Consider the following 21,022-nt stretch of genomic DNA (forward strand, 5'->3'; position numbering starts at 1 on the left):
GGATTCAAGCCATCACATTGGCGCAGCGTTCGCACACGCCATCGGCATCCGTCGGTTCGTAACGGCGGCAGCGCGGGCACATCTCGAAGGGAGACTTCACGGCCGTGGCAGCCAGAGCTTCGCCCGTACCTACTTTCAGATCGGCAATGATGAAGAACTCCGTCGCGAAGGCGCGATCCATCAGCAGGGCAACCACATCTTCGTTCTCGCCGTTCGGCACCGTCAGCTCCACGGCAGCTTCGTTATTCTTGGCAAAGGCCTTGGCCTGCACCTGAGCTTCGATCGCCACCTGAATCACGGACTTGATCTCCTGCAGGCGGTCGAAAATACCCGTCGCCTCCTGAGACTTGAAATCGGCGAACTCCGCCGGAAAATCCTGCTCGTGCACACTTCCCTCGCGTCCGGCATGCTCCCATGCCTCATCCGCCGTATAGGCCAGCACCGGAGCCAGCAGCAGGCAGAGGGAGTGGAACACATGGTACATCGCCGTCTGGGTAGCGCGGCGGCGGCGGGAATCGCGCTCGTCGCAGTACAGGCGATCCTTCGTAATATCCACATACAGAGCGGAAAGATCCGTCGCGCAGAACTGGTTGATAATCGAAAACGCCTTGCGGAAATCATAAGCCTCGTAAGCGGCGCGCACGGAGGAAATCACCTCGTTCAGGCGCTCCATGATCCAGCGGTCCAGCAGAGGCATATCGGCCGGAGCCACGGCATCCGTCGCAAAATCGAAATCGCCGAGATTCGCCAGCAGAATGCGCAGCGTATTGCGGAGGCGGCGGTACGGCTCCGTCACCTGCTTGAACAGATCTTCGCCGAACGGCACCTCATTCTGCCAGTCCACCGAAGCGGCCCACAGGCGCACGATATCCGCGCCGTACTTATCGTAATAGTACACCGCATCGATCGGCTTGCCGCTCTTCGCATCGGACTTCGAAGTCTTCTTGCGCGTATCCTTGTCCACCACGAAACCGTGAGTCATCACCGCCTTGTACGGAGCCTTGCCGCGCCATGCCACCGAAAGCATCAGCGAACTCTGGAACCAGCCTCGGTGCTGGTCCGTCGCTTCCAGATACAAATCGGCGGGAGCGGGAAGATTCGGGCGGCTGTCCAGCACCGCCATGTGCGAACTGCCGGAATCGATCCACACATCCAGCGTATCGCGGCACTTGCGGTACGTCGTCGGCAGGCCGAGACGGCTGCAAAGCTCCTCCTCGGAAAGCTCGAACCAGATATTGGAACCGTGTTCGGCCACCAGATCGGCCACCTTGCGCACGAGAGCGGCATCCAGCACGGCCTTCCCCGCCTCGTCGAAAAACACCGGCAACGGCACGCCCCATGTACGCTGGCGGGAAATACACCAGTCCGGGCGCGCTTCCACGGTACCGTAAATGCGATTGCGGCCCCATGCGGGCAGCCACGTCGTACGGTCGATCTCCTCGAGAGCCTTCGGACGCAGATTCTCCATCGAAATGAAAAACTGCTCCACCGCGCGGAAAATGATCGGCGTCTTGGAACGCCAGCAGTGCGGATACTGGTGCTTGTACGACTCGGTACCGAGCAGCGCGCCGCGCTCCTGCAGCATCTCGATCACGGCCCCGTTCGAATCGAACACATGCTTGCCCACGAGGGAAGGCACGCCCACCTCATCCGTATACTTGCCGTCGTCGTCCACCGGGGAAATCACCGGCAGCCCGTACTGGCGGCCAGCATTATAGTCGTCCGCACCGTGGCCGGGGGCGATATGCACTGCGCCCGTACCCGTATCCGTCGTCACGAAATTGGCCGTGATAATCAGGGAATCCCGGTCAAGGAAAGGATGGCGCGCCTTGCGGTTCTCCATCGCATCGCCCCGGAAGGCCTTCAGCTCTTCGGCCATCGCCCAGCCCGTCTTCTCCGTAAAGGCTCCGACCAGCTCGCGCAGCACAATGAAATTCTTCGTCTCGCCATCCTTCACGAATGCACCGAGCACATACTCAAGCAGCGGATGCAGAGCGATCGCCACATTGGCGGGCAGCGTCCAGGGCGTCGTCGTCCAGATCACCATCGAGGCATCCACGCCTTCCACCTGCTCCACCAGCGGGAACGCCACGAACACCGTCGTACTCGTCTTCTCCTGATACTCCACTTCAGCCTCGGCAAGAGCCGTATGCGCACCGTAGGACCACTGCACCGGCTTGCGGCTCTGGTACACCGCGCCGTCTTCCACCAGCTTCGCGAACAGCCGCAGGATATTGGCCTCGTAACCGGGATTCATCGTCAGGTACGGATTCCTCCACTCGCCGAACACGCCCAGGCGGCGGAAAGAATTGCGCTGAATATCGATATACTTCTTCGCGAACTCCGTACAGCGGCGGCGAATCTCCGCCGGCTCCAGATCGCGGGCCTCCTGCACCACCTTGAACTCGATCGGCAGCCCGTGGCAATCCCACCCCGGCACATAGGGAGCGGCGAACCCGGCCATCGTCTTCGTCTTCAGCACGAGATCCTTCAGAATCTTATTCAGAGCCGTGCCCATATGCACATCGCCATTGGCGAAGGGAGGCCCGTCGTGCAGCACGAAAAGCGGCGCACCCTGATCCATACGGCGCTTCAGAATACGTTCATAGAGCTTGCCTTCCTCCCACTTCTGCAGCCGTACCGGCTCATTCTTCGTCAGGTCCCCGCGCATCGGGAACGTCGTATCGGGAAGGAAAATCGTATCCTTATAGCTCTTCGCGGGCGTGCTCATGCGCGGGATGCTAGCACAGCAACACCCATAAGTCAATACGTGGAAACGGCCTGACAAACCTCCGCAAGCAAAACGAACCCAGCTCCGCACGCACACCGCACCACCCTCGCCGCCAATGAAAAAGCAGGACTCCCCACACGGGAAATCCTGCCCGGAAAATCATACTTTCAGCCGTTACAGGGAACGGCGGCGGCGCAGACCGAAAGCGGCAAAGCCCAGCAGAGCCAGAGAAGCCGTGGCAGGCTCAGGCAGCAGGGCATTCGTACCGTTATTGGCCAGCCATGCAGCATCGTCGGCAGTCAGAGACTTATTCCAGATCGCGAAATCGGAAAACTGCCCGTCGCCGCGCGCCGAAGTATTCTCACCGTTGGCGCCCAGACGGATACTCTTCAGATTGCCGGCCATGCGATTCCATGCCGATGTCGATGTGGCGAACAGGGAACCGTCCACATACAGGGACACGATGCCCGTGGAAGCCACGCTCACCACCAGAGACTGCCACGGAGCGGAATCCAGAGACGAGAGATCGCCAATCGTCGCTCCCGTATGTGCCGTAATGCTCTTCCGGTCGGATGCATACGTCCAGCTCCCGCCGTAGCCCGGAGTCGACACCGTATTGCCCGTAAACAGGAACGAAGCATCCCCCTGCGTACTGCCGGCAAAATAGCTGCAAAGCGACACACCTGCAGTCCCCATATCGCGCACCTTCACGGAAAAAGCCATACCCTGCGACGCATAATTGATACCCGCGCCCTGCAGATTCTCACAGGAGGGAGAATAGAAATTGGCGGCATTGGACACCAGATAACCCTTCCCCTTGTAACCGCCCGTCGCGGAAAACACATTGGCATTCCCCAAACACGGGTTGAACTGGGAACCCGAAGGAGCGATCACCGCACCCAGACGGGCGGTCGCCCCCGAACCGTTCACGACCGTAAAATCGTAATAAACGGATATATCATCCTTGGACAAGGAAGGAGCTGCCGTTGCCACTCCGCCCAGCAGAGTACCGCACAACAGAATATGATTGATGGTTTTCATGGTATAATTATATTGAGAGAATTGTTTAAACGGCATTTACCGAATGCGTCGACGGCGAAAGCCCAATGCGGCAAACCCCAGAACGGCCAAAGCTGCCGCCGCCGGTTCCGGAATGCCCATGGCCGCCTTCACATCATCGAGACTGTCGGAAGCGGCAAACGAATATACATTGAGATTGCCGACCGTGAGATCGTTCGAACTGCTGATGCCATTGGTTCCTCCCGGACCGAAGCCCAGCATGAACCCGCCGAGCACAGCCTGTCCGCTCGAAAGCCCGGTCTCGGCCACCGTCAGAAAATCCCTGCCGTTGCCGAAAGAAAGCTGCTGATCGCCGGCGAACATGTAAATATTGCCACCCCTGTTGACAATGGACAGCTTGAGAAAATCCGCCGTACTCTGCAGGTTGGATGTCGCCGCACGAGTCGTGCTGCTGTATCCGTTCCACCCGTTGCCGGAACAGAGAGCGAACGTATAACCGTCGGCACTATTCGTCGCCGCAAGAGAAAGGCCGTTTGTCGCATTATTGTTCGACGCGAAAATCTTGGCGGCAGTACCGGTCGTATTCTGGAACTTGATATCCATCTGCACGGCCCAGTTCGTCGTCAAATTGTAGGGAGCCGCACCGAAATAATATCCGCCTGCCTCGGCAACATTGGAGTGGATCACCGCCGCGCCATTGGTATAACTCACGGAGGAAGCCTGGCCTTGCATCGTATAACCGTTCTGCGACGTCAAATTGCTGTCGAACTTGTACACATCCGTCAGGGAAACGGCTGCATCAGCACTTGTTGCCACCAGCAACAGAACAACTGTAACAATAGACTTCTTAGGTTTCATCATTTCATGGGGGGACAGATGCACCTGTCCAACAGAAAATACACGGATTTCATATCCTGTGTCAATCCAAATAAACGATATCTTTGATAATATATTTATTATCGCACTGCCTTTTGGTGCGCGCATCCGGAATGCGACGAAATGCCCTCAAACCCTCCTTACTTGTAAAGACGAAAAACAAAGCGGATATGAAATCCGCCACCTGCAAATAGTAAAACGAATATTATTTAAAATAAATCGAATAAAAACACAAACTGAGAATCACGCCGAACCCGCCTCCTACTCGGTCTTTCGGGGCAAAACATACGCCTGGACAATGCAAATGATATGCATCAGAAGCGGAATCAGAATCAGAACAAACCAGCCGAACAGCGCATACAGCCCCGTCACCGTCACAAACCAGAAGACGGCCCAAAGAAAATACCCCTTGTACAACTGCCCGAGACCGGGAATGACAACACTCAAAATTGCAGCTAAAACGGAACCGCTTTCAGATCTCATACCGAGATGACAAACGTCCCCCCTCCATCGTTCAAAAACAGTTACTCCCCTCATGAGGCAAAAAAACGGGGATAAACGCTTGACCATCCGAACCCTGCTCTGCTACGCTCTCCACTCCGACCATGCTTGACCTCCTCGACCACTGGCTCGCCCGCGGCAACCATTACCTGTGGGGCTACCTCCTCCTCTTCGCCCTCATGGGCACCCACCTGTACCTGACCTGCATCCTCCGCTTCCCCCAGCGGCACCTGCTCACCGCCATGAAACTCTATTTCCGCAAGGAAAACAAAAAACATGGCGAAATCTCGCAGTTCAGCTCCCTCATGGTCTCCCTGGCCGCCAACATCGGCACGGGCAACATCATCGGCGTCGCCCTCGCCGTGGCGGAAGGCGGCCCCGGCGCCGTCTTCTGGTGCTGGCTCACAGGATTCCTCGGCATGTCCACCCGCTTTGCCGAAGGACTCATCGCCATCAAATACCGCCGCATCGCCTCCAACGGAGAAATCGTCGGCGGCCCCATGTACGCCCTGAAATACGGCCTAAAAAACCGCTGGCTCGCCGGAACCTTCGCCGTACTCACCGCCATCGCCGCCTTCGGCATCGGCAACATCACGCAGGGCAACGCCGCCGCCAAAGTACTCGAACACTCCTTCTCCCTGCCCACGTGGGGCACCGGCGCCATCCTCACCGTCCTCACGGCTCTCGTCCTCCTCGGTGGCCTGAAAGGCATCGCCCGGCTCTGCTCCGCCCTCGTCCCCTCCATGGCCCTCATCTACATCCTCGGCTGCGCCTGCATCCTCTGGATGAACTGGGAATACATCCTCCCCGCCGTCGAACTCATCCTGAGCAGCGCCTTCACCCCGCAGGCGGCGGGCGGCGGCTTCATCGGCTCCGCCATCATGCTCGCCATGAGCAAAGGAGTCTCTCGCGGCCTCTTCTCCAACGAAGCGGGCATGGGCTCCTCGCCCATCATCTCCGCCCCGGCGCGCACGCCGAACCCCGTCCAGCAGGCGCTCGTCTCCTCCACCGGCCCCTTCTGGGACACCGTCGTCATCTGCACCCTCACCGGCCTCGTCATCGTCACCAGCATCATGGCCCATCCGGACATCTCCTCCATCGACGGCGAAAAACTCACCTACCTCGCCTTCGGCAAAATCGGCGGATTCGGCGCCCACCTCCTCACCATCAGCCTCACCACCTTCGTCGTCTCCACACTGCTGGGGTGGTCCTACTTCGGCGAACGCTGCCTTCAATACCTCGGCGGCACGCGCCTCATCACCCCGTACCGCGTCCTCTGGGTCATCGCCGTCTTCATCGGCTGCGTCACCCCGAAATCGAACATCGTCTGGAACTTCGCAGACTGCGCCAACGGCCTCATGGCCCTGCCGAACCTCGTCTGCCTCATCGGCCTCACCGGCGTCCTCATCGCGGAAACGCGCCATTACCTCTGGCAGCGCCGCCTCGACGAAGTGGACCGCACCCCCATCCCCAAGGACGACGACGGCAAGTAAAACATCCCGACCACCCGCCTCCCGTCCAACAAACGGCCACCCTCCTCCACAAAACGGTCGCGGCACCGCCTCCGCCAAACACAACAAAACACGGAAGCCGCATCATGCGGCTCCGCCAACAACCCGGTCCATCACCGGACCGGCAACCCTCCCTCCTAGCGCGAACCTCCGCTTGTACGAGGCTGCGTATAGCCGGCAGGCGCAGGCACGCCCATACCGCCGCCGCCCTTGTAAACGCGCTGCTTCGGCGCAGGTGCGGGAGCGCTCGGCTCAGGCTCGTTATTGCGCCCGAAAATCAAATAACCCAGCACGAACACCACCACCAGCACCAAAGCCACCTTTGCCATCATCCATGGCATATCGTTCTGTGGCTTCGCAGCGGGGGTATAAGCCGGCTTCATTCCGACGCGGGACGGCACACCCTTGGCAGCCGCCGGAGAGGCGGCAGGGGAAGCGCCCGCAGGCGCATTCTGCTGCTGCGCCGAACGGAAAGACTTCAGGGTAATGCCCTTATTTGTCAACACCGGCTTATCCGGCTTCTCTGATTGATCTGTTGTATCCTTGAACATACGCGGTATATGGTTGGAACCCAATGAACGTGTAGGCCGCTTCACCCCCTGTCCGGCATGCATCGAAGCAACCATCCGGGCAGACACACCGCTTTGCGGAGCTCTGGTAACGGCATGAGCCCCCACGCTGGCACGGGCCAAGGCACGGCTCTTGTGGCGCGCACTCAGCGCCGGCATCATGAACACGCCCTGCGGCTTGCCCAGATAATCGATCCACGCCCGCGCCGTCGGATAACGATCCCGTATCGACGGAGACAAAGCCTTATCCACCCCCACCAAAAGCGGCTGGGGATACAAATCCTTCAAAGCGGGCATCAGCGCCAGCCTCTGCGTACGGTCGCGCATCGACCGCTGATCGCCCGGCTCCGGAATCCTGCCGCTCAACAAACGGTAAAACGTTGCCCCCAGCTCGTACAAATCGGTCCACGGACCGATCTCGCGGCGAAAACCGGGATAAAACTCGGGAGGAGAATACCCGGGACTCACCTGCACCGCCCCTGCATGCTGCAACTCCCGTGAACGCACCGCGCCGAAATCAATCAGCACCGTCTTGCCCTCGGGCGTAATCAGCACATTCCCCGGCTTGATATCGCAATGGTAAATCCCCTGCTTGTGAACCTTATCCAGAATCTCCAGCAAATTCAGCAAAAGCCCCTTGATCTCCTCCGCCTCGTAATGCTGCCCAAGCTCCGCCCGCACATCCGCAATCTCCTGAAGAGACTCGCCCTCCACATACTCCATCGCGTAATAAATCGTCCCGCGCTCAAGAAAATGATCGTAAAACTTCACCACGCCGTCCACATCAAGCCGCTGCAGAGCGCCGATCTCATGATCCGTATTGGCAATACAAGCCGCCAGCACCTGCGCCGACTCACTCGAAACCGGCCTCACATCCCCCTGGGCATCGCGGCACACATGCCCCGTCGGCATACACTCCTTCACCACCACTTGCCTCACTCCCTCTTCATCCCATGCCAGATAGGTAATACCGAACCCTCCCACACCCAACGTACGGGAAACAATATAGCGATCGTTCAGACGAACACCGGCCAGCAAAGGTAAAGCCTCTTCATTCATGACATAGAAAGCAGGGCGCAAAAGACATGCGCAACCGCGATTATTCTACAAAAAAACAACACGAACCGTCAACAGCAAAGCACGACTGTGCAAAACAAAGCCCGCCTCCTCGGGAAAACGACTTGACAAACACCCCGGCCGCACCCTGTAATAACGCCATGTCACGCTATCATGGAGAACAGGTACTCGTCGTCCCCCGCACCGCATTCGACGCCGTCGGCAGCTTTCAGGGCGTAAACCTCGCCCCCGAACAATACCTCCGCGCCTTCCTCCAGCCCGGCATCGCCCACTACATCGACCGCGAACTCGCCGAAAACTCCCCCGAATACAAACAAATCATCGCCTACGCCATCTTCCGCCACAACGGCCGCATCCTCGCCTACACACGCGGCGGATCCGGAGGCGAAGCACGCCTGCACGACAAAATATCCGTCGGCATCGGCGGCCACATCAACCCTGTGGACGGCCTGGCCGACAACCTCGACACCTACATGGCCGGAGTCGAACGAGAAATCCGGGAAGAACTCCGCATCGAAGGAGCCTACACCCAGAAACTCTTCGCCGCCATCAACGACGACAGCAACCCCGTCGGCTCCGTCCACCTCGGCATCGTCCACTGCTTCGACCTCGAAACGGATCAAATCGCCGCCAACGAAACCGCCCTCGCCAACCTCCGTTTCCACACCCTCGAAGAACTCACAGGCCCCTCCTACGAACGCCTCGAAACATGGTCCCAGCTCTGCGTCGACGCCCTCCGCTGACACCCCTCACCCTCCGCAAAACCTCCCTTACAACCAAGCCCGCCCTTGTGACGGACTTGTGACACTTCCTGTCCCCTTGACCCTTGTTCGACACGGGGCAACCCCGCTAGACTGGCAACCATGAAAACATGGCCCCTGCTGCTCTGCACCTGCCTCCTCCTCTCCCACTGCTGGGAAGAACAATCCACCGCCCCTCAACCGGCGGAACAACTTGACACCCTCCGCCCGGCCATCTTCACCACGGGCATCGCCGCCCAGTGCGAAAACCGCATCCGAGCCGACCTGGCGGCACTCCCCCGCGAACAGGAACTCGCACTGGACAATGCCTACTACCACCAATGGGCGCAAACCGCCCAACAGTGGGAAACCATCCTCAAAAAACTGAAACGGCACCAACACCACCAATCCGCCGACCTTCAAGAAATACTTGACTCGCCAGAAACTCCATGACAGCCTGTCATCATAGAAACCAAACCCCATGCACACGCCCGCCATCTTCCTCTTCGCCGCTATGGCAACAGCCGCCCAGGCCGCAGAACAACCGTCTCCCGTATCTCCTCCCGCCGCACCTGCCGGGCAACAGCAGCCCCTGCCCACTTACCTTGATTATTATCACAACCTCTTATCAGGACTCATGGTTCTGAACGGAATTCTGGCTAACGTCAAGGACAAGGAATCTGCCGACCAATCTGCCGAATTTGCCTTCGCCATCTATGAAAACATCAACGAAATCCCACGGTCAGCAGCTCTCAAACACACATCCGAAGAAGAACAACGCCGTGTGGATGCCCTATATTCCGCAGCAAAACAAGCGTTCACACAAAACTTGCAACAACACATCCGCAACATCGTCCTGCATAAAAACTACTCTTCCGACCACATGGGCGAACTCATCGACAAACTCGCGGAAAGCGACTGGGCCGCCGACCATCCGTCCGACTCCTCCGGCCTCCAAACAAACCCCGCCAAATTGCAAAGCGCCGAACAGGAAATGTCCTCCTTCCTCGACCAAACATTGGAACAAATCGAAAACATCAACACCCTCCTGCAAACCGTACACAACACGGTATCTGCCGATCTGGCGGCCGAAAAACTGGCCGCGTTCATGCAGCAAACGGAAGCCCGCAGAGATCAGCTCAGTGAAAAACACGCGCAAACTCCCCCCAATATGGTGGAAAGAATCATACAATCCCGCATGCAACGGATAGAATCCGGCAAGGCAGCCACGAAAGCCGTCCAGAAAAAATTGGAACAGCAAAACTATTACGGTTCCCAAACTCTGAAAAAAGCCCTTCTGAAATTTGCCTACCGATTCTGACCCGCCTCGCGACTGGGTGCTTCACGCACCTCATCAGAAAAAACACCAGCCACATTCCCGACACATAATCCCTTCCTCAAAATCCGCATCATCCCATGAACAAACCCGCCATCTTCCTCCTTGCCGCTATGGCAACAGCCGCCCATGCCGCAGAACAACCGTCTCCCGTATCTCCTCCCGCCGCACCTGCCGGGCAACAGCAGCCCCTGCCCACCTACGACGAACACTATCGGAACACACTGGCAGCGCTCGACTCCCTCAACAGCATCCTCGCCACCGTCAAAGACAAAGCCTCTGCCGATCAAGCAGCGGAACAGGCCTTCGCCATCTATGCCGAACTCAACAAAATCCCCCTGCCGCCCATCATCAAACAGACACCGGAAGAAGAACAACACCGTGTAGAACAGCAATATGCCGATAGAAAAAATGCAACCATGCAACAGTTTCAACAACACATCGGCAATATCTCTGTGTATGAGGGCTACACCTCCGACCGCATGTGTGAATTCATCGTCAAACTGCAGGAAGACCACTGGATCGATTACAACCCGCCCGGATCCGCCAACACGCAAACAGACCCCGCCAAACTTCAAATCCTTGAACGGGAAATCCCCGCATTCTTCGACACAATGTTCGAAGAAATGGAACACCTCAACAGCCTCCTGCAAACCGTACAAAACACCGCATCTGCCGACGCGGCAGCAGAAAAACTGACTGCCTTCATGCAAACAATGGAGACTGCCCGTGATCAGATCATCGAGAAAAACGGAATGCCGCCCCGCGACATGGGAGACCGCATCATGCAACCCCGCCTGCAACGCATGGAAACCATCACCACCGCCACGGAAACCATCCGAAAAAAACTGGAACAGAAAAACTACTACGGCTCCGAAACCCTCAAAAACGCCATTCAAAAATTCTCCCGACTCCTCTGATTACGGCCTGCAACCAACTCCTCCATCCTCCAAAAAACACTTTTTTTTTCGGACGACATCCCCTTTCAAACGTTATTCAACATAGAACCCTATCGACCCCATGACCATCCGCCAGCATCTCAGCCTCATCCCGGCCACCCTTGCACTCGGCCTCTCCCTCCTTGCAACCGCCACCGCCCAATCGGACGGCACACAGGAACCGGGCTGCTCCGAAACAATCACCTGTCAGGCACAACTGGAAAACCACCTTCAAGCCATACTGGCCCATTATCAGGAACTGGAAAACCAACTATCCAAAGCCACCACCCAGGCAGGAGCCAAAGACATCTGGAATATGATACATCGCGAAATGGGAAACGAGCTGCAAAACAGCTCGTTCATCCGCGACGATCTCCAAGGCATACCATTCAAAGAACAAAAACGCATTCTGGAGCCTTACAGAGAGAAAATGCAAAGCATCGACAGCAAACTGTCCATACAACTCAAAAGACTCGGCTTCGACAAACGCAGTATCGCTTACTACATGGACCAGATAGATCCCATCCATTCATTCATCGAAGCCTGGGAAAGCCTTGTTTATCAATATCCGGAAGAATCCGATGCCGACGAACTATTCCAGCAATATCTTGCACGGCTCGACAATCACGACAAACTTCTCTCCTCCATCCGCACACCGAACGACAGGCAACGCGTCGAAGAAACAATCGACACCATCCGAATTTTGCACGACGAGCTACAAGAAAAGAAGATAACGCGCTTACGACCAAATCATTTTAACAGAATTAAGAATGATGATTGGACAAACGAGCTGCAGGATTTGTTGCAAAAATTGCCTCCCGAAACACAAAAACGTCTCTATGACAAATACCTCCCCCTGACTCAACCCTTCCTCCATCTCCCCTCCGGAAAAGCTTCCGGACAATACCATTACCTCGTCTACCAGTCGGAACCTCTGCTGCAATACCTCTCCCGGCGATACCAAGAACAATACATGCTGCAAAAGGCACAGGAAAACATCACAGAACAAAAACAAGACAACTTCCCTGTCGGCATGCCCGAAAAAGAAATCCTCATTCGTCAAAACATTGCCCTGACAAACCAACTGAGCAACCTTCTCTCCGAAATAACAGGCAAAGCGGCAGCAGCCGCTGCAGGACCACATGCTTATGATTTGAAAAACAGATTACTGGAAAACAGGGAACTACTCATCTGCTCGGATGACGTCTCGCCTGAAGAACAAACCCGCATCGACCGGGCATATGGCGAGCACATGCAACAGGCAACCGACAAACTGAACAGACAAGTACAACGCCTGGCATCGAAAAAGACCTACCGCAACAATGACCTCTCCGACATCGTAGCAGAACTATCTCCCGAACAGAAACCACAACAGCAAAACAACGCCACCCCCGTCGCAGACCAAACGGAAAAAGCCCAGCCGGAAACGGACGAAAATTAACCCCGCACCCGCATGAACGCCAACCTCCTCCTCACAGCCTGCCTGCTTGCGGCCAACATCAGTCATGCGCAGAACACCCCCGGCACGGCACGACAGACGGAACCCGCCACCCCACAAACGGAACGGCAGCGACACGCCAACACCTACGAAACACATGTCCAGGGAATGATCGCCCATAAAACGGCGCTCGCAAACGCTCTGGCACAAGCCACGGACAAAAACACCGCAGAAACGGCAGCACGGAAAGCCGCGCAAACTTACCGGCAAATGCACGACTACTTCAGCAGCACCCTGCCCGGCATCAAAACAGCGCTTGAAGAACTCCCCGTCAGCGAAGTCGACGCGATCACCAGCCGCCACCAACAAGCCAGAGAGACTGCCGAACAGGCTCTCGACAAAGAAGTCCTCCGCATCAGACTCCATGATGCCTTCGGCAACGAACCGTTGGCACACCTCATCACCGACATCATCGCCTCCGGCCTTATCCCCGTGGCAAACCTCCAGCAGGAACTGACCGACCCGGAAGCGCTGCAGAAACTCGAACACGCCATGCGGGCATATTACACCCAAATGATCGGCAACCTTCAAACCCTCCTTGCGGAAATACAGTCCATACACGACAAAACCACGGCCGACGCCGCAGCCGCCCGCATACGAACATTCTTCTCCGAACAGCAAAAAACGGAAGAAACCGCATTCGCCGACATGGTGCATACATACGGAACCCCGCCGGATACCCTCAAACAAAAAATCATGGACGAATTCCTCCCTCAACTCCGGCAATGCCAGACAACGAGCGAAGAACTGAAACACAAACTCGAACAAACAAACTTCTACGGCTCACAGGAACTGCAAAAAGCCCTCAATCAGCAACCTGAAGCCTGACCTCAACAGACAAACGCCACCTCTTCCCCGCCAACAAAACAACCATGAACAAAACAATCAAACACATACGCGCAGCCCTCATCCTTGGCACGGCTGCACTCACCCCCGGACTCCTCCAAGCCGCTCCGGACACTCCTTCCGCCGCACCGTCCGCGGAAAAGAAAACCGAACCGGCAACTCTCGTCAAACAGATGGAAACGGCATACGACGAAATCAAAACACAACTGAACGGCATCCATGACAGGCCAACCGCAGATGCCGCCGCCGCACAGCTGAAAAACGCCAAAACAGCACTCTCAGCCATCGGCGCCTCCTTGAACCAAACCATGCTTACCTCGGGGGAAAAACAGCAGTTGCTCGACATAAGCAGCAACATCGGGAGGCTCCTCGCACAAAACAAGGCCATCCTCGAATCGAACGAATATTACGGATCGGATGAACTCCGGGCAGCCATGCAGGCATTCTTCATCCCCATGAAAAAGAACGCAGACGGAGCCTACATCCTGCCCATGTCATAAAAACGGCTCATTCCGCCTGCCCAGACACCCGGCACCATCCTTTCCATGAGGAAACTCATACGTTGAGTTTTCTCATTGTTTTTTGTCGGACAAATGCGTTTTGCGTGATCGATTGATCTTTTATAGTCAGCACAAAAAAAATATACGAATAAAAACGAAAACACGTTAACAAACAAAAAACTAGAAATATAAACAAACAGAAAGCCGACCATTATTTCAACGCAAAACAATGTATATTTTCGGACGAAGCTCATCTCAAACGTTATTTAATATAAACATACAATCATATGAAAAAACATTCCCATCCCACATCGTGGCCGATCATACTCGGCATCGCCCTCCTCGCAACAGGCACGCAAACAGTCAAAGCCGCACAGCCGGAGCCCACACAACAGGCAGCACCCAGCACCGATCCCTCAGCCGACATCAAAGAACTGGAAACCATGCACCTTGCCATCCAATCCCGGTTGGCTGCAATCCATGACCGAGGCTCTGCCGATAAAACAGCCGAATGGCTACACGCAAACCGCCTCAAATGGGCCGGACTCGTCGCGTCCCTGCGTCGAACCCAATTACCCACGGAACTCGAAAAAAGAAAACTCGACATCCAGCATCGTACCGGCCTCCTGCTCCTGCAATATACTTCACAATTCGCAGCTCCGACAACCCTGATTGTATCGGACAGCGGCGTCACAAATGCCAGATTCCACGGATCGGACAAATTGTTGCACACGCTGTACGCCTGCTTCGCCCCGGTAAACGCAGAAGACACGGGCATGTACCACACGCCGCCATTATACAAACAGCTGCTCATTCATTACGGCATGATGCTACGCGCCGCCGAATCCATGTTCGCACACATCACCAACCAAGAATCTGCAGAAAGCACCGCCAAACGATTGTATACGCTCATGCACACCATGCAAACGCTGCAGGCAAGGATGCAAACACTGGCCCCTTTTCCCCGATGGGAAGACACACCTCCCTTCAATAATATCGGCTACATGCCCCTCATTCGGAAGCACATCCTTCAACTCTCCGAAACTGATTACCATGAATCGTTGGCTCTGAAACTAATCTGCGAAACCATCTTCCTCCCTCCGTCTGGCCTCTCCGTCCATCAAGAACTGCTCGCACAGCAGGAATGCGACCTCTACACGGTCATCCAGCAAGAATTGGCCTCCGTCCATGACAAAGATTCCGCCGAAAATACCCTTCTCCTCATTCGGCCATGGTTGCAAAAACTCGACTCTCTTCATACACATTTCGCCATCAACTGCCACTCCTCGCAGACGATGCCCGCGCGCTGCCAAAAAATGTGCGAATACGGCTCCGCCTTCACCGACACCTGCTTCCATCTGATGCAAAACAATTACTATAATGCACCGGACCTGCAAAAAGTCGTCGAATCGCTTATCCGGAACCTCCCAACACATGCCGAACTCTACCGCCACGATATGAACGACGAAGCTACCTGACAACAAACACCCTCTGAGTCCACACCACAACAACCATCATCTCATCCAAACACATTCATTCCATGCATCCCCTCCGCACATATACAACCCATGCCGCGCTCTGTTGCCTCGGCATCGCCCTCTTCGCGGCAAGCACAGGAAAGGTATCGGCCGAACCGGCTGCCGACCTGAAAACCGCCTTGCAGCAAATAGCACCCGACACCGATCCCGCAGCCAACATCAAAGATATGGAAACCCTGAACCATATCATGCAAGCTCAACTGCAGGGAATCCACGACCAGGCTACCGCTGACGAAGCCGTAGCCTTATTGCAACAGAGCAGGCTCAAATTGCGCACGATACTTCATCTCCTTTACCAACTCGACCTGCCGCCGGAACTCGACCGCCAAAAAATCTCTATTGAAAGCACGATCGGACGCATGCTTTTGACATATCGTGCTGAACTGAAAAATAAAGATTTTTACGGTTCGGACAAGTTGCGGCATGCCATGCATGACTTTTTCACCCCAGCAAAATACATGACGCTTTCTTATTATGTGTACCCTTCTCAATACACCAGATTGCAGAAAGTCTATGACACAACTTTGAAAGACACCATCGCCGCCCTCGCCCAAACGTCCGACAACACCTCAGCAGAAACCACCGCCGAAAACTTGCATTACGCTGCGCGCTCCCTGCGAAGCCTGCAGGCAAGAATGCAAAATCTGGATATCCAATCCGGTCTCAATCCAAGCTGCCCCACAGGCGATCCCTCCCTCCTCCCACAGATACAAAACCATATAAAGCAATTGCAAAGCGTAAAATATTACGACTCGCCGGCACTTCAGCAAACCTGCGAAACACTCTTCTCTCCCGTATCCGATCATTTCGAGTACATGGAAATACTCGCCCAACAGGAATGCGATCTCTATACAATCATTCTGGACTATCTGTCGATGATCGATGACGACACTTCGGCCGAAGACGCCCTCCTTCACACATGGCAATGGACCAGAAAACTCAATCAACTCCACACGAACATGGAACAAATTGCACCGCCATCCAACATAGCACAGCATGCCATACTCTCCCAGCGGAGAATCTCCATGGCACCTCGCTACGATCAAGCACTCTTCCGCCTCATACGCCAAATGGGAAATAAAAAATACTACGGATCGAACGAACTGGAATGCAACATGCAAGACCTCCTGCACTCAATCGGCCAAGGCATCGACCCGTCCATTCGTTGAGAGCCTGCCATCCGCAGCCGACAAACCTTCTCTTCCACTGCAGAGGGGAAGGTTCCTTATTCGAAGCAGAAACGCCACCGCATGGCCCGTACTCCGGAACCATCGTGTAATGCAAGACACCCCCGGCCACCATCCTTGACACCCCGACCTACCCAAGCTATCATCTTACCGGAATGATACGCACAATCTCACTGACGCTCCCCGTCTTCGGCATCTTCACCGCCGCCGGACTCGCCGAAACCGCTCCTGCCTCCGAATCGGCCCAGCCTGAAACTGCCGCCGAACAGACTCCCAACCCCAACCCCGACGACGAACGCATCGAAAAAGCCTATACCGACCTCATCGTCGCCTTCGGAAAACTCGACGCCATCCTCGAAGGCACCACCAGCAAAGCACAAGCCGACCTCATCGCACCGCTCTTCCTCGCAATGCTGGATCAAATCAAAACCATCTTCGCCCATGCGGCCCAATTATCGCCATCCCCTGAAATGATGGAACCCATCATGAAAGTCTACGAACCGGCACTGGAAAAATACAATCAAAGCATCGATACCCACATCGACCGCATCCTCAACAACAAATGCTACGGCTCCGACGCCATGCAAAAAGCTATCGGAGAATATTTCAAACCTGCCCGAAACAAACCGTAACCGCACCACTGCCGGGCAAATCGCCCTCACACAGCCAGCATCCTAAAACGGATATACCCCCATTGATCAACAAGCCGCGCCATGCAAAATGGCGCGGCTTCTCCGCATACGCTCATCCAGCCATACACGTTAGAAAAACAATGCATTCCGAATAACAGTTATTGAACAACCGAACGAACCGCAGGCATCTCACCCGGTGAACGGAAACCTCCGCACCACTCAAACCATGAAAACCACCGAACCGACCCAAACCTTGAAAAAGGCCATGGCCACGGCTACAGGCACCCTGCTTATTGCCGCATCTGCCATCGCCTCGGCCTCCCAGGCGCCAGCCTCCGCAGACAACACCGGCACACAGCAGGCCGATCTCCCGAAATACCTCAACACGCGGCAGGGTTTCGACGTCCACGCCCTGCCCGAAGACCAGGTAAGCCCCAGCCTGCAAAAAGGCATGCCTGCCCACAAACAGCTCATGAAACGCACCAAAGGCGTCTCCACCCCCGACGCAGTCATCCAGCAGAACCGCAAGGACGACTCCGGCAGCCGCCTCGTCTTCTTCCCCTCCACCCCGCCGAAAATGATGCCCTACCTCGACGGCATCTACGTCTTCGGCAACACCTGCATCCAGCCGGGAGCCGTCATCAATGAAGACCCGCTCTCCACAGGCGCGCAAATCGTCAAAAACCGCCTGTCCGACGTAGGCTTCCAGTACTCCTTCAACCACGGCTTCAACTACACCGGCATCACCGGCCCCCGCCCCATCGGCGGCCAGCGCGACTTCACCTCCTACAACGCCTCATTGCTCGCCAACTGGTTCCTCATGCGCACCCGGGACGGCAGCCAGGGCCTCTTCATCGCCACCGAATGGGACTGGGGTGACGGCATCAACTACAACCAGCGCAACGGCGGCCCGAACAAAAGCCTCGGTTCCCTGCAGAACCCCGCGGCCTCCTCGCGCGGCGGCGGCTCCTACCTCGCCAACGTCAGCCTCGGCTACAGCGCGTTCGACGGCAAACTCGTCCTCATGGTAGGCCAGCTCGACGCCACCAACTACCTCGACCAGAACGCCTACTCCGCCAGCGGCTTCAACAACCTCCTCAACGAATCCTTCGAATTCAACCAGGCCCTCCCCATCCCCTTCGGCGCCTGGGGCTACCACGTCGCATGGCAGCCGGTCAAATCCTTCTACCTCATGGCCGTCTCTGCGGGCAACAACTACCAGCTCAACCACAACCCCTTCCAATACATCAACAAAAACGCCTGGACCAACATGATGGAAGCAGGCTTCGTCTCGGACGACTTCATGGGCTGGGGGCCCGGCACCATCCGCTTCCAATATGCATGGACCCGCACCGGCAGTGAAAACGGCAACGCCGTCGGCATCAACTGGCAGCAGCAGCTCGGCAAACACAGCACCCTCGGCTGGTTCGGACGCCTCGGCTGGGCCGACCCCGATGCCGCCGCCATCAACGGAGTCAAATCCGCCGTCACCACCGGCCTCGTCTGGCAGGCTCCATGGGCTGCTGCAGGCCCCTTCCGCTACGCCAACAACGACCAGCTCGCCCTCGGCTTCCTCTGGCTCACCCCGGCAGACAGCATCAAACCCGTCCGCAACAACAACGAATACGGCATCGAACTCGCCTACGTCATGCAAATCACCCCCACCATGACCATTGAGCCGGACATACAAATCACCCGCAACCCCGTACACGGCAACGGCAAAGACACCAACGTCGTCTTCCAGATCCAGAACACCTGGCACTGGTAAACCCACGCTGACCGGCACGCCACACGCACGGCGCAGCGCCCCGCTAAGGAGCGTTGCGCCGCACTGCGTCCCGCCCACAACGAAAATGTGACGCAAAAGTCACAGAAAAGCCCCACTTGGGACTTGATGAAAAAGAACATCTGACATATCGTCTCTCTAGAACATGACATCCGACTCCGCCACTCCCGACCCTCAAACCGCCGCCGCCCCCGGCGAAGCGGCAGCCCTGCGTGCCGTCATCTTCCTCGGCGCCAGCTCCATGGACCTCATGATCAGCGAAACGGCAGGAGAAAACGCCCGCATCATCGACGTCCTCACCCAGCCCGTCCCCCTCGCCCGCGACATCTTCCGCAAAGGCTACATCTCCCGCGCCACCATGGACCGCTGCGTCCAAATCATGGACGACTACATGGCCCTCCTCCGCGAATACGGCACCGGAACCACCCTCGACATCAGCTTCCTCGCCACCAACATCGTCCAAGACATGGCCAACATGGACACCTTCATGAACCGCCTCCACATCGCGCACGGCCTCCGCCTCCGCGTCATCGACGACGGTGAAATGACCCGCCTCATCTACATGAGCGTCCGCGCCGTCCTCCGGAAAAACCCCGACCTCCTCAAAAAACGCGTCCTCGTCGTCCACGCCGGCCCGGGCAACACCCGCCTCCTCCTCTTCGAAAAAGGCCGCATCACCCGCTACTCCAGCTACCGCCTCGGCACCCACCGCACCGGAGAAACCATCGGCGACATCGACTACAGTGACGACTCCACCGAAATCACCCTCGTCCGCGAACACATCCGCGGCCAGATCGACCAGATCCAGCACGACTTCCACAACATCTCCCCGCCCGACACCATCATCATCATCGGCGCGGAAATCCAGAAACTCCTCCCCCTCCTCAACCCCAAAAACAACGCCGCCATCAACGCGGCGGACATCTCCTCCCTCGCCGAAAACATCGCCAGCAAATCGGTAGAGCAACGCATGATCAAACTCGAGCAGGACTACTCCAGCATCGCCTCCGTCCTCCCCGCCCTCATCATCAACCTCTCCATCGCCCAGCTCTTCGGCAGCTCCCGCATCATCATCCCCCCCACCAACTACGGCACCGACTTCCTCAACAGCCTCATCCTCTCCCACACGGACACCATGGCGCTCGAAGACGAAGTCCTCCACTTCGCCGCCCTCCTCTCCGACCGCTACCAAGCGGACCGCGCCCACAGCCGGCAAGTCGCCAAACTCGGCTGCATGCTCTTCGACGCCCTCCAGAACCTCCACCGCCTCGGCAAACACGACCGCCTCCTCCTCCACGTCGCCGCCATCCTCCACGAAATCGGCACCTACATCAACCCCAAGCGCCACCACCAGCACTCCCAATACATCATCCTCAACAGCGAACTCTTCGGCCTCAGCCGCTCGGACGTCGAAATCATCGCCCTCCTCGCCCGCTACCACCGGCACGGAGCCCCCACCACCGACGAACCCACCTACGCCGAACTCGAACCCCTCGACCGCCTCCGCGTCCAGAAACTCGCAGCCATCCTCCGCGTCGCAGACGCCCTCGAACGCTCCCACTCCCAGCGCATCCGCAAACTCGGCGTCCGCATCGCCGACAAACGCCTCGAAATCCTCGTCGAAGGCCTCAACGACATCACCATCGAAAACATGGCCATGAGCCAGAAAGGCGACCTCTTCACCGACATCTTCGGCTACGAAATCGCCCTCATCCCCACCTTCAGCCGCTAACTGC

General features: G+C 56.7%; 17 protein-coding genes. 13 read left to right on the forward strand and 4 right to left on the reverse strand.

Translation table 11 applies throughout. The features are described from left to right. Positions 1-4: 4 nt before the first annotated feature. The 3 genes from ileS to AC781_RS09700 form a co-directional block, all read right to left on the reverse strand. Complete coding sequence (ileS, locus tag AC781_RS09690; protein WP_067777255.1) at positions 5-2,731, reverse strand: isoleucine--tRNA ligase; 2,727 nt, start codon at positions 2,729-2,731, stop codon at positions 5-7. 174 nt (positions 2,732-2,905) lie between these two features. After that, positions 2,906-3,772: a LamG-like jellyroll fold domain-containing protein gene (locus AC781_RS09695; protein WP_172801788.1), complete on the reverse strand. Its 867-nt coding sequence runs from the start codon at positions 3,770-3,772 to the stop codon at positions 2,906-2,908. Positions 3,773-3,808: 36 nt separating this feature from the next. After that, positions 3,809-4,612: a PEP-CTERM sorting domain-containing protein gene (locus AC781_RS09700; protein WP_141675867.1), complete on the reverse strand. Its 804-nt coding sequence runs from the start codon at positions 4,610-4,612 to the stop codon at positions 3,809-3,811. A gap of 620 nt (positions 4,613-5,232) precedes the next feature. Between AC781_RS09700 and AC781_RS09710 the strand changes: the two genes are divergently transcribed. Next, entirely contained in the window at positions 5,233-6,621 is a 1,389-nt protein-coding gene (locus AC781_RS09710; RefSeq protein ID WP_067777270.1) for an alanine/glycine:cation symporter family protein, read from the forward strand. A gap of 155 nt (positions 6,622-6,776) precedes the next feature. On the opposite strand, the gene AC781_RS09715 is transcribed toward AC781_RS09710, so the two are convergent. Next, positions 6,777-8,267, reverse strand: a complete 1,491-nt coding sequence (locus tag AC781_RS09715; protein ID WP_067777272.1) for a serine/threonine protein kinase — start codon at positions 8,265-8,267, stop codon at positions 6,777-6,779. A 158-nt stretch (positions 8,268-8,425) separates the two neighbouring features. Between AC781_RS09715 and AC781_RS09720 the strand changes: the two genes are divergently transcribed. The 12 genes from AC781_RS09720 to AC781_RS09775 all read left to right on the forward strand — a co-directional run bounded on the left by AC781_RS09720 (position 8,426) and on the right by AC781_RS09775 (position 21,018). After that, positions 8,426-9,028, forward strand: a complete 603-nt coding sequence (locus AC781_RS09720) for a hypothetical protein (protein WP_067777273.1) — start codon at positions 8,426-8,428, stop codon at positions 9,026-9,028. 120 nt (positions 9,029-9,148) lie between these two features. After that, positions 9,149-9,478, forward strand: coding sequence for a hypothetical protein (locus tag AC781_RS09725; RefSeq protein ID WP_067777278.1), 330 nt, complete (start codon positions 9,149-9,151; stop codon positions 9,476-9,478). Positions 9,479-9,506: 28 nt separating this feature from the next. Then, the gene (locus tag AC781_RS09730; RefSeq protein WP_067777281.1) at positions 9,507-10,346 is read left to right on the forward strand and encodes a hypothetical protein; all 840 of its coding nucleotides are present in this window, start codon (positions 9,507-9,509) and stop codon (positions 10,344-10,346) included. A gap of 95 nt (positions 10,347-10,441) precedes the next feature. Further along, positions 10,442-11,281 carry a hypothetical protein gene (locus tag AC781_RS09735; RefSeq protein WP_067777283.1) on the forward strand — a complete coding sequence of 280 codons (840 nt, stop codon included), beginning with the start codon at positions 10,442-10,444 and terminating at the stop codon, positions 11,279-11,281. A gap of 100 nt (positions 11,282-11,381) precedes the next feature. Next, positions 11,382-12,740 carry a hypothetical protein gene (locus AC781_RS09740; protein ID WP_067777285.1) on the forward strand — a complete coding sequence of 453 codons (1,359 nt, stop codon included), beginning with the start codon at positions 11,382-11,384 and terminating at the stop codon, positions 12,738-12,740. A gap of 12 nt (positions 12,741-12,752) precedes the next feature. Further along, entirely contained in the window at positions 12,753-13,625 is an 873-nt protein-coding gene (locus tag AC781_RS09745; protein WP_067777286.1) for a hypothetical protein, read from the forward strand. Between the two features lie 44 nt (positions 13,626-13,669). Beyond that, positions 13,670-14,143, forward strand: coding sequence for a hypothetical protein (locus AC781_RS09750; protein ID WP_067777287.1), 474 nt, complete (start codon positions 13,670-13,672; stop codon positions 14,141-14,143). A 287-nt stretch (positions 14,144-14,430) separates the two neighbouring features. Further along, positions 14,431-15,621: a hypothetical protein gene (locus tag AC781_RS09755; RefSeq protein ID WP_067777289.1), complete on the forward strand. Its 1,191-nt coding sequence runs from the start codon at positions 14,431-14,433 to the stop codon at positions 15,619-15,621. A 62-nt stretch (positions 15,622-15,683) separates the two neighbouring features. Next, positions 15,684-16,850, forward strand: a complete 1,167-nt coding sequence (locus AC781_RS09760; RefSeq protein ID WP_067777291.1) for a hypothetical protein — start codon at positions 15,684-15,686, stop codon at positions 16,848-16,850. A gap of 173 nt (positions 16,851-17,023) precedes the next feature. Then, the gene (locus AC781_RS09765; protein ID WP_067777293.1) at positions 17,024-17,500 is read left to right on the forward strand and encodes a hypothetical protein; all 477 of its coding nucleotides are present in this window, start codon (positions 17,024-17,026) and stop codon (positions 17,498-17,500) included. Positions 17,501-17,726: 226 nt separating this feature from the next. Beyond that, entirely contained in the window at positions 17,727-19,268 is a 1,542-nt protein-coding gene (locus AC781_RS09770; RefSeq protein ID WP_141675868.1) for a carbohydrate porin, read from the forward strand. A 163-nt stretch (positions 19,269-19,431) separates the two neighbouring features. Then, positions 19,432-21,018, forward strand: coding sequence for a Ppx/GppA phosphatase family protein (locus AC781_RS09775; protein WP_067777297.1), 1,587 nt, complete (start codon positions 19,432-19,434; stop codon positions 21,016-21,018). Positions 21,019-21,022 lie beyond the last annotated feature (4 nt).

Source organism: Neoakkermansia glycaniphila, assembly GCF_001683795.1.
In the GTDB taxonomy this organism is placed as follows: Bacteria; Verrucomicrobiota; Verrucomicrobiia; order Verrucomicrobiales; family Akkermansiaceae; genus Akkermansia; species Akkermansia glycaniphila.